We start from the raw sequence: 12,442 nt of genomic DNA, 5'->3' as shown, positions 1-12,442 counted from the left end.
TTGACCGGCTACCGCGCCCGTATCCGGCCCGGCGCGCGGCCGAGGCGCACATGTTGTCGGACGCGGTACGTAAGGTGCGCGTGTGGCAAAGACCAAGTCGATCTTCCGGTGCTCCGCCTGCACGCACGAGGTCGCCAAGTGGGTGGGCAAGTGCCCGGACTGCGGCGCGTGGGGCACCGTCGACGAGGTGGCCGTCGCGGCGACGGGCGCGGGCGCCCCGGCCAGGCGCGCGATGCTGCCGAGCACGGCGGCCGCGCCGATCTCGACCATCGACTCCAAGATCACCCAGGCGAGGTCGACCGGGGTCAGCGAGCTGGACCGGGTGCTCGGCGGCGGCGTCGTCCCGGGCTCGGTGGTGCTGCTCTCCGGCGAGCCCGGCGTCGGCAAGTCGACGCTGCTGCTCGAGGTCGCGCACCGCTGGGCCAGGCAGAACGACGCGAAGTCGCTGTATGTGACCGCGGAGGAGTCGGCGGGGCAGGTGCGGCTGCGCGCGGACCGCACCGGCGCGGTGCACGAGCGGGTGTATCTGGCCGCGGAGTCGGATCTCTCGGTTCTGCTCGGGCATGTCGAGCAGGTGCGGCCGACGCTGCTGGTGGTCGACTCCGTGCAGACCATGCTCGCCCCGGAGGTGGACGGCGTGATCGGCGGCGTCACCCAGGTGCGCGCGGTGACCGCCGCGCTGACCTCGCTGGCCAAGGCGAGCGGGATCGCCGTGCTGCTGGTCGGGCACGTCACCAAGGACGGCAATGTCGCGGGCCCGCGCACGCTCGAGCACCTCGTCGACGTGGTGCTGCAATTCGAGGGCGACAAGAACTCGACGCTGCGCATGGTGCGCGGCATCAAGAACCGCTTCGGCAGCGCCGACGAGGTCGGCTGTTTCGAGCTGCACGAGGACGGCATCGCCTGCGTCGACGATCCGTCGGGCCTGTTCCTGCACCACCGCACCGATTCGGTGCCGGGCACCGCGGTCACTGTCGCGATGGACGGCAAGCGGCCGCTGGTCGCCGAGGTGCAGGGCCTGACGGTGGAGACGGAGATCCCTAATCCGCGCCGGGCGGTCAGCGGGCTCGACTACAACCGGGTCGCCATGGTGCTCGCGGTGCTGCAGAGCCGCGGCAAGGTCTTCGTCGGCAAGTCCGACGTCTACGCCGCCACGGTCGGCGGCATGCGGCTGCTCGAGCCCGCCGCCGACCTGGCCATCACGCTCGCCATCGCCAGCGCCAACTCCGAGGTGGCGATCCCGGCGGGCTGGGTGATCCTGGGCGAGGTCGGGCTGGCCGGCGAGGTGCGCAAGGTGACGGGGCTCGAACGCAGGCTGGCCGAGGCCGAGCGGCTCGGCTTCACCACCGCGCTCGTGCCGCCCGGCTACGCGCCGCTCAAGCGCGGCGGCATGAAGATCCACGAGGTGGCCGACGTGCGCGCGGCCATCCGCATCACCGGGACGCGCAAGAAGCGCGCGCCGAAGGAGGCGACCGAGGTTGCGCCCGATTTCTAACGGGGACAACCGGATTCGGCGTCGCTCAGGACCGGGCCCGCGTTCAGGACGGCGTCAGATTGAACGGCTCCGGCGAACTGTGCAGCGAACCGAACTGCGCGACGACCTGATAGGCGCCCGCGGGCACCGGCACCCGCTCGCCGACGCAGCCCTGCTGCGAGGTCGTGCCCGACCAGCGCACCGTGAACAGGGCCTGCTCACCGGGTTTCAGGTTCCGCGCGTTCGACTCGTCGACGGGCGAGCAGTCCGAACTGGCCCAGATCCGGCGCTGGCCGTCCAGCGACAGCACCGACGCCTGGATCTGCGCCAGGTTCATGTCCCGCTGGCACTGCGTGCTGGAGATATTGGTGATGACGATTCGGAAGTTCGGCTGCTCGCCGACCCGGTAGGTCGGCTGATCCACACTGATCTTGATCGCCAGCGACTGATCGGGGCACTGCCCCGGGCCGGCGGCGGGCTCGTTCGACGCGGTGGAGGCGGCGCTCGGCGGCGCGGGCGCGCTGGACTCGACCGGGGCCGCCGCCTTCGTGGTGGACGCCTCGGCGGCCTTGCTCGTCGTGGTGGACGACGAGCCGGCCGCGACGGGCTTCGTGTCGCCCGGCGAGTCGCCGCCGCGCGACACCGTCAGCACCAGCCAGATGACCAACGCCAACGCGACGACCAGGGCGCCGACCGCCATCGCGCGGCGACGCCAGTAGATCTCCGGTGGCAGCGGTCCATTCGGTTCCAGCACGCCTCAACGGTAAGGGCACGGTCGTGCCCATGGACTCATGCGCACGGCGTGTCGGTCCGGATTACGCGTTCGTGGCGAGTAGGTTCCGGCCCGCACGCTGGGCCTACGTCGTCGACTCCGCTCAGGCGAGCTCGCCGATGTTGCCGACGACACGGTGCAGCTTCACCTGGCCCTCGGCGAGTTTGTATGTGACACAGGCGATCGCGAGCTCGCCGGTCGCGACGCGCTGGGAGATGATCATCGACCGCTGCATCAGCAGCCTGCTGGTCTCGACCACGTGCCTGGCCTCCATCTCGTCGACGGTGGACAGGCCCTCCCGGCGTCCGATCAGAATGGACGGCGTGACCCGTTCGACCACGCTGCGGATGAACCCGCCCGGGACCTCGCCGCCGTCCAGCGCGTCGATGGTGGCCTTCACCGCGCCGCAGCTGTCGTGCCCGAGCACCACGATCAGCGGCACGTCGAGCACCTGCACCCCGTACTCGATCGAGCCGAGCACCGAGCTGTCGACGACGTGGCCCGCGGTGCGCACCACGAACATGTCGCCGAGACCCTGGTCGAAGATCAACTCGGCGGCGACCCTGGAGTCACCGCAGCCGAAGAGGATGGCGGACGGATGCTGGCCGCTGACGAGCTTGGCCCGGTCGGCGGCGCCTTGGCTAGGATGCAGCAGCGCACCGGAGACGAAGCGATCGTTGCCTTCGCGCAAAGACTTCCAGGCACTGATCGGATTTGAATCAGGCATACCGACCATTGTGCACAACGCTCGTGTTACCAGCGAGTTCGGTCGGTTACGGGTCGGCAAATACCGGCCCGCGGCAGTAGGACAGGAACAGTGAGGAAAGCTCCCAACAGCATCGATGCCGACGTGTTGCTCGACTGGTACGGGGAGACCGCGCGCGACCTGCCGTGGCGGCGCCGCGAGGTCACCGCGTGGCAGATCCTGATGAGCGAGATCATGCTGCAGCAGACGCCGGTGGTCCGGGTGGAGCCGATCTGGCGGGAGTGGGTGGCCCGCTGGCCGGTGCCCTCGGCCATGGCCGCCTCCTCGCAGGCCGAGGTGCTGCGGGCGTGGGGCAAGCTCGGTTATCCGCGCCGCGCGCTGCGACTGCACGAGTGCGCGCGGGTGCTCGCCGCCGAGCACAACGACGAGGTGCCCGCCGATGTGGACGTGCTGCTCGGCCTGCCCGGCATCGGCGCCTACACGGCGCGGGCGGTCGCGTGTTTCGCCTACGGGCAGCGGGTTCCCGTGGTGGACACCAACGTTCGGCGCGTGGTCGCCCGCGCCGTGCACGGCCGGGCGGAGGCGGGAAATCCGTCCTCGCGCGATCTGCCGGAGACCGAGGCGCTGCTGCCGCGCCAGATCGACCGCGCCGCGGTGTTCTCGGCCGCGCTGATGGAGCTCGGCGCGACGGTGTGCACCGCCCGCACGCCCGACTGTTCCCGCTGCCCCCTGCCCAGCTGTGCCTGGGTCGCGGCGGGCCGCCCGGTATCCGAGATCGTCCGTCGCACACAGAAATACGAGGGCACCGACCGCCAGGCCCGCGGCAGGCTGCTCGACGTCCTGCGCGGTGCCACCGGCCCGGTGGAGCGTGTGCGCCTTGACCTCGCGTGGCCGCGCGACCCCGGCCAGCGCGCCCGCGCCCTCGACTCGCTCCTGGTCGACGGTCTCATCGAGCAGACCGACGACGGCCTGTTCGCGCTAGCCGGCGAGGGTGGCACCGCGCCGCAAACCTCCTGATTCCCGCAGGCCGAATCCCATGCGGTGTGCGGTAAGTCAGGAAGCGTGCGGCGGAAGCACGCGACGCAGAAACCGTTCGACTGCGGCGCGGTACTGATCGGGCTGGTCGTCGTGCACGAGATGGGCCGCGCCGGCGACCACTACGTGCTCGGCGTCGGGGTGGGTCTCGGCCATCTGACGCATCTGGCCGGGCGGGGTGATGGTGTGCTCGCCCTCCAGCAGCAGCGCGGGGACGGTCAGGGCGTGCCACTGCGGCCAGAAGTCGCGGCTGCCCCACTCCTCGGAAATGTCGCGGAAGGTCGCGACCGAGCCGTGCAGGCGGTAACCGTCCGGGCCGTGTGCGAACGAGTTGAGGAAGTAGCGGCCTGCGACCGGCCCGAAGAACTTCAGCACCGCGTCCGCGTTCGGAAACGGTTGCGGCCACGCCTCGATCATGGCCGCCCAGTTCGCCGCCGTCCGGCCGGTGAAGTCCGGGGCGATGTCCTCGACCACCAGCGCCCGCACCCGGCCGGGGTGCGTCGCGGCGAACACCCAGCCGTGCAGCGCGCCCATCGAGTGCCCGATCACCACCATGGGTTCGGTGATGCCGGCGACCGCGGCGGCCAGGTCGCCCACGAAGGCCTCGGTGGTCAGTTCGTCCGGCGCGGGCCTGCCGTGCCCGGCGGCGTCGAAGGTGTAGACGTGCCCGTAGTCGCGCAGCCAGTCCAGCTGGTCGTGCCAGGTCCTGGCGCTGCCCATCAGTCCGTGCAACAGCAGGATCGGGACGCCCGCGCCGCCTTCGTCGTGCAACACCCCGCTGATTCTGCCGGGTGGGTGCGCCGCCCCCGCGCCGGGCCGTACCGGTGCTCGCCGGCGGGTCGTATTGTCGAGCGCATGGCTGTTGTGAAGATCAACGCGATCGAGGTTCCCGAGGGCGCAGGCCCCGAGCTGGAGAAGCGGTTCGCCCACCGCGCGCACGCGGTCGAGGGCTCGCCCGGGTTCCTCGGCTTCCAGCTGCTCCGGCCGATCGCGGGTGAGACCCGGTATTTCGTTGTCACCCAGTGGGATTCGGAGGAGTCGTTCGCGGCGTGGCGGGACGGCCCGGCGCGCGAGGCGCACGCCGGTGAGCGGCAGAAGCCGGTCTCCACGGGCGCGTCGCTGCTGGAGTTCGAGGTCGTGCTCGACGTCGCGGGCAAGCCCGCCGGCTGAGGCGCCCCAGCGTGCGGCGACTCGCCCGACGCCGGGGCGCGATCCGCGCCGGTCGTGTTGACGGCGGGTGCCTCCAGGTGTCACAGTTCGAGTGACAAAACGCGAGGGTGATGCGGTAATCCGGTGAGATTCCGGAGCGGTCGCGCCACTGTGTTCCATGCATCGAGCCCCTGGGTGCCGGACAGCCAGACACCGGCACGCTCGCACCCATTCGACGGGACGCGAATTTCCCTAGGAGGACTCGCATGGCTATCGCGCATTCGCCGAGCCGGGCAACCGATTCACTGGCCGCTGTGCTCGTCACAGTGGGTGTCGTTCTTCTCGCACTGCTCACGCTGTACCTGGTCGGCTTCGACCAGGGCGCCATCTCGCGCGGCGGGATGTACCTGCACGAGCTGATGCACGACGGACGGCATCTGCTGGGGCTTCCGTGCCACTGATCGGTTCACTGAAAACCCTGCTGCTGCGCGGCTTGCTGGCCGGCCTCGTCGCCGGCCTGCTGGCCGCGACGGTCGGCTACTTCGTCGGTGAACCCAAGGTCGACGCCGCCATCGCCATCGAGGAAGCCGGTTCCGCGGTGACGGCGGATCATCCGCACGGCGCGGAACCGGAAGCGAGCGGCGGACATTCGCACGGCGACGAGGAGGAGCCGCTGGTCAGCCGGGCCGGGCAGAAGGCGGGGCAGTTCCTCGCGCTCGGCCTGGCCGGAGTCGCGCTCGGCGCGATCTTCGCCTCGGTCGCGCACTTCGCCCGTCGCTACAGCACGCTGTCCGGTCCGAGGCTCGCGCTCGGCATCGGGCTCGGCGGCTGGGCCGCGATCGTGGCCGTGCCGTTCTTCAAATATCCGGCGAACCCGCCGGCGGTCGGCGATCCGGACACGATCAACCAGCGCACACTGCTCTGGGTGGCCGCGGTGCTGCTCGGCCTCGCGGCCGTCGGCGCGGGCGTGTACGTCTACAAATTGCTGCGCGGCCGGCTGGACACCCTGCGGTTGATCGCCGGGGTCGCGGCGTTCGTCCTCGTCACCGCGGTCGGCTACATCCTGCTGCCCGGCATCAACGAGGTGAAGGCCGACTTCCCGGCGACCCTGCTGTGGCAGTTCCGGGTGTCGTCGCTGGCCGAGACCGCGACGCTGTGGGCCTGCCTGGCCCTCGGCTTCGCCGCGCTCAGCGAATTCGCCACGCGCGGTGATACTCCGGTACGAGAGTCGATCGCTACCGCGGGCTGATCCCGCGTCCGCAATCTCAGGGGCAGTGTCGGTGTCATGACCGGCACTGCCTTTTCCTTCTGGCCCGCACCGCTGCGTTCGGGCACCCCTTCGCAACCACCGCGCGCCGTCCTCGTCGCCTTCATCGGCCTGGTCGTCGCCCTGCTCGCCGGCGTGGCCGAGGCGATCGAGCGAACCGCGTTGACCTTGGAGCGCGACCAGGTCGATATGGCCGACCTGGCCACCGGCCTCGCCGTACGACTCGGCATCTACCTGGTGGTGCTGCTGGTCGCCGTCAGGATGACGCACGGCGCCCGCTGGGCCCGGCTCCTGCTGACCTTCGGCATCGGCGTGATCGGCCTGCTCTCGCTCATCGTCGAACCGCTGGCGGCGCTGCTGTCCGCGGACAGGTTCGGCGATCTCTTCGCGGGCTTCACCCTGGAAGCCGCGGTGATCGGCCTGTTCCGGACCGTCCACATCGTCGCGGTTCTGGTCGCCATCCCGGCGATGTACCACCCCGCCGCCCGCCGCTACTTCGCCCGTTCGCCGCGCCCCGCGGTCGAGCGGAACTCGAATTCAATTGCCGTATAACAGAATTGCCCCTCACACCGGCGTGCGAGGGGCAATTTCCGTGTGCGGAGCGCTACGCCAGGGCGGCGTCGAGCTCGATGTGGTCGACGCCGGCGAGCGCCTTGCTGACCGGGCAGCCCGCCTTGGCGGCCTCGGCCGCGGCGGCGAAACCGTCGGCGTCGATCCCCGAGACCTTGCCGCGCACGGTCAGCTTGATGCCGCTGATCCGGAAGCCGCCCGCCGGATCCGGGCCGAGGGTCACGTCCGCGGTGACATCCAGGCTCTCCGGAGTGCCGCCCGCGTTGCCGATCTGCGCCGAGAGCGCCATCGCGTAGCAGGACGAGTGCGCGGCCGCGATGAGCTCCTCCGGGCTGGTGGTGCCGTCGGCCTCGTCGGCGGAGCGCTTCGGGAACGACACGTCGTACTTGCCGACCCCGGAACTGGCCAGCTCAACCTGCCCCGACCCCTCCTGCAGAGTGCCGGTCCAAGCAGTACGCGCAGTACGTGTGGGCATCACAGTCCTTTCTGTTCCACCTCGCCGCGAATCAGGCCAGATTCGAGTGCCGCGGCTCCAGCGTCGGCGGCCCGGCGGTGAGGCGGTCGTCACGTTACCCCGTGCCCGGCGAGTTACCCACGCGCCCGCGAAATCGGTTGGCGCGTCGAGTTCTTGGCGCACGCGGGCCGGCCGTCACTCCGGGTTGGTGACCCTGGCCAGCACGATCCCCGCGAGGATGAGCGAGAGCGCGAACACCCGGCCCGCGCTGAGCGGATCCTTGTGCAAGACGATGCCGAGGCCGATGGCGCCGACCGCGCCGATGCCGGTGAAGACCGCGTACGCGGTGCCGACCGGCAGCGTCTGCATGGCCCGCGACAGCAGGTACACCGCGGCGACGCCGAGCACGAAGCAGACCACCGTCGGCACCAGGCGGGTGAAATTCTCCGTCGGCTTGATGCTCTGCGACCAGACGATCTCGACCAGCCCCGCGATGCCGAGGACGACCCAGTTCATGTCAGTACTCCTTCGCGAGATCTCGCGCGGCCTCCAGTGCCAGCGCGTAGGACTCGTCGTGCTTGTCGCGCAGGTGCGCCAGCGCGGGATCCTGCCTGGCGTTGGCGAGTTCGGCATTGATGAAAACCGTGTCGTGGACGGCGAAGTGGCCCGCGAAGAAGTCGCGCAGGAACCGCTCCTGGTAGTCGAAGGCGGCCTTCGGCGCGCCCGGTGCGTAGGCGCCGCCGCGCGCGGTCGTCACCACGAAACGGCGGTGGCCCAACGACATTCGCGGGAACGTCACCTGATCGAGCCACGCCTTGAGCGAGGCCGGAATGGAGTAGTTGTACATCGGGGTGCCGATCAGGATGACGTCCGCGGCCAGCACCTCGTCCAGCAGCGGCCGCACGATCGCCAGGGCCGCCGCCTGCTCCGGCGTGCCGACCAGCTCCTCCAGCCGATCGAGGTCAGTCGTCTGCTGTCCGAGCACCGCATCGCACAACTCCGTCCACGCCGCCCCGATGAACGGCACCGGATCGGCCGCCAAGTCCCGATACCGATACCCGCCCTCCGGATTCTGGGCGCGCCACGCCTCGGCGAAGACGCCGCTCAGCTCGCGGCTGATCGAGCGGGTACGGGCGCTCGCGTCCAGGTGCAACAACGTACTCATGACTAGACCTCACTCTGTGTTCGCGTGCCGTCGTACAGACACCGCTCAGCTTCCGAAGCAAGTGGACATCATGTCCGCTTGATGTCGAGATCGACAGTAACGACAACTGGACACTATGTCCACTTGTTCCCGAAATCGAGTACAGTCAGCGGCATGACCAGGCACACGGATCTGCTGGCCGGGCAGGCGAACGCTCCCGCGCCCGCCCCGACCGAGCGCGCGGACGCGGCGCGCAACCGGGCTAAGGTGCTGGCCGCGGCCGCCGAGCTGTTCGCCGCCCGCGACCCGCGCACCGTGACGATGGACGACATCGCCAAGACCGCGGGCGTCGGGCGCGGCACGCTGTACCGCCGCTACCCGGACACCAACTCGATCGCCGTCGCCCTGCTCGACGAGCACGAACGCGCGCTGCAGGAGCGGTTGATCGGCGGCGCGCCACCCCTCGGTCCGGGCGCGCCGCCCGCGGCACGGCTGGCCGCGTTCTACGCGGCGATGATCGAATTGCTCGATGGGCACGCGGATCTGGTGCTAGGCGCGGAGACCGGTGGAGCGCGATTCGCGACCGGCGCGTACGGGTTCTGGTACGCCCATGTGCGAGCGCTGTTGCGGGAGGGCGGCATTCGCGAACCGGACGCGCTCGTCGATCCGTTGCTCGCCCCCCTGGCGGCGGAGGTGTACCGGCAGCAACGCGGCCGAGGGCTTACCTCGGCCCAAATCTCCGACGCCCTGGGCCATCTCGCCCGCTCCGTATTCGAGCGCGGACACGGCTGAGAGCCGTCGGCGGTTGCCCGCCAACGGCTCTCGATGGACACTCACACCAGATCACGCCTGCGCATCAGCCACATCGTCCCCCCGATGAACAGTGCGATGTATATGCCGAGCATGATCACCGACTCGGTGCGCGACAGGATGTCGAGCACGCCCGGGGTACCGGCGCCGACCGTGCGCATCGCCCCCGCCATGGAGCCGGCGGCGGTGCCGGGCAGGTGATCGGTGACGACCGCGATCGGCGAGAAGATGGCCGCGACGCCGCGCAGCAGGTTCTCCACCACCAGGACCCACACCAGTCCGAGGCCGACGGCCAGCGCGGGGCCGCGGGCGATCGCGCCGATCAGCGCGCCCGCCAACGTCCACATGCCGAGAATCGTTATGCCCGTCAGTATTCCGAGCACCGACTGGTTTATCGAGGGCAGCGCGAGCGACTGCGACTGCGTCGCGCCGATCACCGAGGCCACCCCGATGTCGACGACGAACGCGGTGAGCACCAACCCGACCACCACGACGACCAGGCTCAGCAGCACCCCGCCGACCGCGCTGAGCCGCGACGGCCCCTGAGTGAACACGGTTTTCCAAGTGCCCCAACCGAATCCGCTGCCGGTGGTCAGCGCGCCGAGCACCAGCATGAGCGCGCCGCCGAACATCGCCATGCCCTGGGTGAACACCTCGGGCACCGCGGCGGGCAGCATCTGGTGCAGCAGCGCGTCTCTCGGCAGGCCGTTCGACATCCGGCCCGACTCGCCCGACGTGTAGGCGAGGTAGTTGAACAGGTAGGAGAAGGTGAGGTTGAGCAGAATCCAGGTGCCGAGGATGATCCAGAACGCCGGCCACTTCCGCAGCCGCAGCGCCTCCGCCCTCGTGCTCGCCCACAGGTCTTTCACGGTCATGTCGTCACTTCCAGCTGAGTCATCTCGAAAAACACTTCCTGCAGGGACTTTTCGTCGATCCGCAGTTCGAGCAGGTCGGCGCCCGCGGCGACGACCGCCCGCGCGACCGCGGGCGCGGTGCCCTCGCCCGCCTCGATCCTGATGCCGCTCGCGGTCAGCATCGCGGTCCGCTCGCCGACCACCGCGCGCACCGCGGGGAACGCGAGCTCGATCGGCTCGGCCCGCAGGAAAAGCGATGCGGCGCCGCGCAATTCGGCGACCGTGGATTCGACGAGCAGCTTGCCCCGCGAGATCACGCCCACCCGGTCGCAGATCTCCTGCACCTCGCTGAGCATGTGGCTCGACAGCAGCACCGTGTGCCCGTCGGCGGCGAGCGCGGTGATCAGCTCGCGCATCTCGGCCATGCCCTGCGGGTCGAGCCCGTTCGTCGGCTCGTCCAGGATCAGCAGGTCCGGCCGGCCGAGCAGGGCGGCGCCGACGCCGAGGCGCTGCTTCATGCCGAGGGAGTAGGTGCGGAACCTGTCGTCGGCCCGGTCGGCCAGGCCGACCCGGTCGAGCGCGTCCTCGACATCGCCGGCGCCGAGACGCCGGTACTTCGCGAGAACACGCAGGTTGTCCCGGCCGGACAGGTAGGGGTAGAAGCCGGGTCCCTCGATGAGCACGCCGATCCGGCGGACCACCGCCGGGTCGCCGGGCGCGTGCCCGGCCACCGTCGCCGTGCCCGCGCTGGGGCGGATGAGCCCGACCAGCATGCGCAGCGTGGTCGTCTTGCCCGCCCCGTTCGGGCCGAGGAACCCGTAGATCTCACCGGCCGCGACGCTCATGCTCACGTCGTCGACCGCGGCGTGCGCGCCGTAGCGTTTGGTCAGCCCCTGGGTGACCACGATCGAATCTTTCATGCACCGAGAATCCGCCCCGGGCGGTGCCCGCCACATCCGTCCCGCGGCCACGCCGGGAGTACGTACCGCGGCCTACGCGCTCGCGTTACCCGAGCAATACGTAGCGAGGCGGACGCCGATCCGGGGCGAAGCCGAATAGGCTGCTGTAGGTGAGGGCAGGCATGAGGAGTCGAGGCTCGCTGGGTTGGGACTGGGGTGTGGCGCTGGTGGTCGCCGCGCTCCAGATCGTCGGGGGCACGTTCGCGAATATGAGGATGGGCGAGAACTCCCTCGACGTCCTCGGTTACCTGCTATTACTCGCCGGACCGGTGGCGCTGGTCTGGCGGCGCGCCAAGCCGATGCCGGTGCTGTTCGTCGCGCTCGGCGCCTGCGCCGCCTACCTGGCGCTCGGGTACGGCTACGGGCCGATCTTCTTCTCGTTGGTCGTCGCCTTCCTGACCGCCGCGAGCACCGGATCACGCTGGTGGACTTACCCGCTCGTGCCGCTCGGCTATCTAGTGCTGGTGTGGCCGCTACCCGAGTTGCTCGGGCGCGGCGCGAACATCTGGCAGATCTGCGCGCTGATGGCGTGGCTGGTGGTGCTGCTGTGCGTGGTGGAGGGCGTCCGGCAGCGCAAGGCCGTGCTGGTGGCGCGCAGGCAGCGCGCCGAGTCCGCGCGCCGCGACGAGGAGGCGCAGCGGGAACGGCGGGCCAGCGAGGAGCGCCTCGCCATCGCCCGCGAGCTGCATGACGTACTGGCGCACAGTCTTTCGCTGATCAATGTGCAGTCCTCGGTGGCCCTCGAGCTGTTCGACAAGAAGCCGGAGCAGGCCGCCTCGGCGCTGGACGCGATCAAGACGGCCAGCCGGGACGCGCTCGCCGAGGTGCACACGCTGCTGCACTCGATCCGCACCGGCGGCACCGTGGCGAGCGAATCCGACGATGAGCAAGGCGAATTCGCCGATGCGGAACACGACGCCTCGAACAGACGGCAGCCGCGCGGCCGGGGCGGGCGCGATTCCGCGGGCGCCGAACGGGTTTCGGCAGAGGACGAGGCGGTCGAGCCCGAACCGCGCCCGGCCGCGCCGCGCACCCCCGCGCCGAGCATCGCCGAGCTGGACACCCTGCTTCAGCGCGCCCGCGCGGCCGGTCTGGCGGTGAGCACCAAGATCATTGGCGAGCCACAGCAGCTGCCCAGCGTGATCGACGTGGCGGCGGCCCGGATCATCCAGGAGTCGCTGACGAATGTGGTGCGGCACGCGCCCGGCGCGGAGGCCACCGTCACCGTGCGCTACGCGGCGCACACGG

General features: G+C 70.3%; 16 protein-coding genes and 1 riboswitch. Of the genes, 8 read left to right on the top strand and 8 right to left on the bottom strand.

What is annotated here, in order from left to right:
* The first annotated feature begins 82 nt into the window (after positions 1 to 82).
* Positions 83 to 1,495: a DNA repair protein RadA gene (gene radA, locus ON39_RS02320; protein WP_040730308.1), complete on the top strand. Its 1,413-nt coding sequence runs from the start codon at positions 83 to 85 to the stop codon at positions 1,493 to 1,495.
* A 43-nt stretch (positions 1,496 to 1,538) separates the two neighbouring features.
* Here radA and ON39_RS02315 read toward each other — a convergent pair whose 3' ends face one another.
* On the bottom strand, positions 1,539 to 2,228 hold the full coding sequence (locus tag ON39_RS02315; protein WP_040730305.1) for a hypothetical protein: 690 nt from the start codon (positions 2,226 to 2,228) through the stop codon (positions 1,539 to 1,541).
* A gap of 121 nt (positions 2,229 to 2,349) precedes the next feature.
* Positions 2,350 to 2,973 (bottom strand): carbonic anhydrase, encoded by a 624-nt coding sequence (locus ON39_RS02310; RefSeq protein ID WP_040730313.1) that lies wholly within the window; start codon positions 2,971 to 2,973, stop codon positions 2,350 to 2,352.
* A gap of 90 nt (positions 2,974 to 3,063) precedes the next feature.
* On the opposite strand from ON39_RS02310, the gene ON39_RS02305 reads away from it, so the two are divergent.
* On the top strand, positions 3,064 to 3,969 hold the full coding sequence (locus ON39_RS02305; RefSeq protein WP_040730296.1) for an HhH-GPD family protein: 906 nt from the start codon (positions 3,064 to 3,066) through the stop codon (positions 3,967 to 3,969).
* Between the two features lie 36 nt (positions 3,970 to 4,005).
* Here the strand turns inward: ON39_RS02305 and ON39_RS02300 are convergent, their stop codons facing one another.
* The gene (locus ON39_RS02300) at positions 4,006 to 4,761 is read right to left on the bottom strand and encodes an alpha/beta fold hydrolase (RefSeq protein WP_040730293.1); all 756 of its coding nucleotides are present in this window, start codon (positions 4,759 to 4,761) and stop codon (positions 4,006 to 4,008) included.
* An 81-nt stretch (positions 4,762 to 4,842) separates the two neighbouring features.
* Here ON39_RS02300 and mhuD point away from each other — a divergent pair, with 81 nt between their 5' ends.
* The 4 genes from mhuD to ON39_RS02280 all read left to right on the top strand — a co-directional run bounded on the left by mhuD (position 4,843) and on the right by ON39_RS02280 (position 6,955).
* Entirely contained in the window at positions 4,843 to 5,157 is a 315-nt protein-coding gene (gene mhuD / locus ON39_RS02295; protein WP_040730290.1) for a mycobilin-forming heme oxygenase MhuD, read from the top strand.
* A gap of 48 nt (positions 5,158 to 5,205) precedes the next feature.
* Positions 5,206 to 5,372: riboswitch (cobalamin riboswitch) on the top strand.
* Positions 5,373 to 5,402: 30 nt separating this feature from the next.
* Entirely contained in the window at positions 5,403 to 5,597 is a 195-nt protein-coding gene (locus ON39_RS02290) for a CbtB domain-containing protein (protein ID WP_040730286.1), read from the top strand.
* Positions 5,588 to 6,385, top strand: a complete 798-nt coding sequence (locus ON39_RS02285) for a CbtA family protein (protein ID WP_040730284.1) — start codon at positions 5,588 to 5,590, stop codon at positions 6,383 to 6,385. The genes ON39_RS02290 and ON39_RS02285 overlap by 10 nt, the downstream gene beginning before the upstream one ends.
* Before the next feature lie 36 nt (positions 6,386 to 6,421).
* On the top strand, positions 6,422 to 6,955 hold the full coding sequence (locus ON39_RS02280; protein ID WP_051186219.1) for a hypothetical protein: 534 nt from the start codon (positions 6,422 to 6,424) through the stop codon (positions 6,953 to 6,955).
* A gap of 52 nt (positions 6,956 to 7,007) precedes the next feature.
* On the opposite strand, the gene ON39_RS02275 is transcribed toward ON39_RS02280, so the two are convergent.
* From ON39_RS02275 to ON39_RS02265, 3 genes are all read right to left on the bottom strand, one after another.
* Complete coding sequence (locus tag ON39_RS02275) at positions 7,008 to 7,448, bottom strand: OsmC family peroxiredoxin (RefSeq protein ID WP_040730281.1); 441 nt, start codon at positions 7,446 to 7,448, stop codon at positions 7,008 to 7,010.
* Positions 7,449 to 7,622: 174 nt separating this feature from the next.
* On the bottom strand, positions 7,623 to 7,943 hold the full coding sequence (locus ON39_RS02270; protein WP_040730279.1) for a DMT family transporter: 321 nt from the start codon (positions 7,941 to 7,943) through the stop codon (positions 7,623 to 7,625).
* Between the two features lies 1 nt (position 7,944).
* Positions 7,945 to 8,592 carry an FMN-dependent NADH-azoreductase gene (locus ON39_RS02265; protein ID WP_040730278.1) on the bottom strand — a complete coding sequence of 216 codons (648 nt, stop codon included), beginning with the start codon at positions 8,590 to 8,592 and terminating at the stop codon, positions 7,945 to 7,947.
* Positions 8,593 to 8,745: 153 nt separating this feature from the next.
* On the opposite strand from ON39_RS02265, the gene ON39_RS02260 reads away from it, so the two are divergent.
* Positions 8,746 to 9,363 (top strand): TetR/AcrR family transcriptional regulator, encoded by a 618-nt coding sequence (locus ON39_RS02260; RefSeq protein WP_040730277.1) that lies wholly within the window; start codon positions 8,746 to 8,748, stop codon positions 9,361 to 9,363.
* Between the two features lie 41 nt (positions 9,364 to 9,404).
* On the opposite strand, the gene ON39_RS02255 is transcribed toward ON39_RS02260, so the two are convergent.
* Together ON39_RS02255 and ON39_RS02250 are read right to left on the bottom strand one after the other, a co-directional pair.
* Positions 9,405 to 10,256 (bottom strand): ABC transporter permease, encoded by an 852-nt coding sequence (locus ON39_RS02255; protein WP_040730276.1) that lies wholly within the window; start codon positions 10,254 to 10,256, stop codon positions 9,405 to 9,407.
* On the bottom strand, positions 10,253 to 11,155 hold the full coding sequence (locus ON39_RS02250) for an ABC transporter ATP-binding protein (protein ID WP_040730270.1): 903 nt from the start codon (positions 11,153 to 11,155) through the stop codon (positions 10,253 to 10,255). The genes ON39_RS02255 and ON39_RS02250 overlap by 4 nt, the downstream gene beginning before the upstream one ends.
* A 161-nt stretch (positions 11,156 to 11,316) precedes the next feature.
* Between ON39_RS02250 and ON39_RS45540 the strand changes: the two genes are divergently transcribed.
* The coding region (locus ON39_RS45540; RefSeq protein WP_255219224.1) for a sensor histidine kinase at positions 11,317 to 12,442 on the top strand (1,126 nt) is incomplete at its 3' end.

It is taken from the genome of Nocardia tenerifensis NBRC 101015, assembly GCF_000308715.1.
Lineage (GTDB): Bacteria > Actinomycetota > Actinomycetes > Mycobacteriales > Mycobacteriaceae > Nocardia > Nocardia tenerifensis.
This window is presented reverse-complemented; position numbering and strand designations above follow the sequence as displayed.

Excerpts from the sequence above, each read along its gene's own strand:
- mhuD (WP_040730290.1), top strand. The coding sequence starts at position 4,843 with ATGGCTGTTGTGAAGATCAACGCGATCGAGGTTCCCGAGGGCGCAGGC.
- ON39_RS02255 (WP_040730276.1), bottom strand. The coding sequence starts at position 10,256 with ATGACCGTGAAAGACCTGTGGGCGAGCACGAGGGCGGAGGCGCTGCGG.
- ON39_RS02250 (WP_040730270.1), bottom strand. The coding sequence starts at position 11,155 with ATGAAAGATTCGATCGTGGTCACCCAGGGGCTGACCAAACGCTACGGC.
- ON39_RS02280 (WP_051186219.1), top strand. The coding sequence starts at position 6,422 with ATGACCGGCACTGCCTTTTCCTTCTGGCCCGCACCGCTGCGTTCGGGC.
- ON39_RS02275 (WP_040730281.1), bottom strand. The coding sequence starts at position 7,448 with ATGCCCACACGTACTGCGCGTACTGCTTGGACCGGCACTCTGCAGGAG.
- ON39_RS02260 (WP_040730277.1), top strand. The coding sequence starts at position 8,746 with ATGACCAGGCACACGGATCTGCTGGCCGGGCAGGCGAACGCTCCCGCG.
- ON39_RS02290 (WP_040730286.1), top strand. The coding sequence starts at position 5,403 with ATGGCTATCGCGCATTCGCCGAGCCGGGCAACCGATTCACTGGCCGCT.
- ON39_RS02310 (WP_040730313.1), bottom strand. The coding sequence starts at position 2,973 with ATGCCTGATTCAAATCCGATCAGTGCCTGGAAGTCTTTGCGCGAAGGC.
- ON39_RS02270 (WP_040730279.1), bottom strand. The coding sequence starts at position 7,943 with ATGAACTGGGTCGTCCTCGGCATCGCGGGGCTGGTCGAGATCGTCTGG.
- ON39_RS02265 (WP_040730278.1), bottom strand. The coding sequence starts at position 8,592 with ATGAGTACGTTGTTGCACCTGGACGCGAGCGCCCGTACCCGCTCGATC.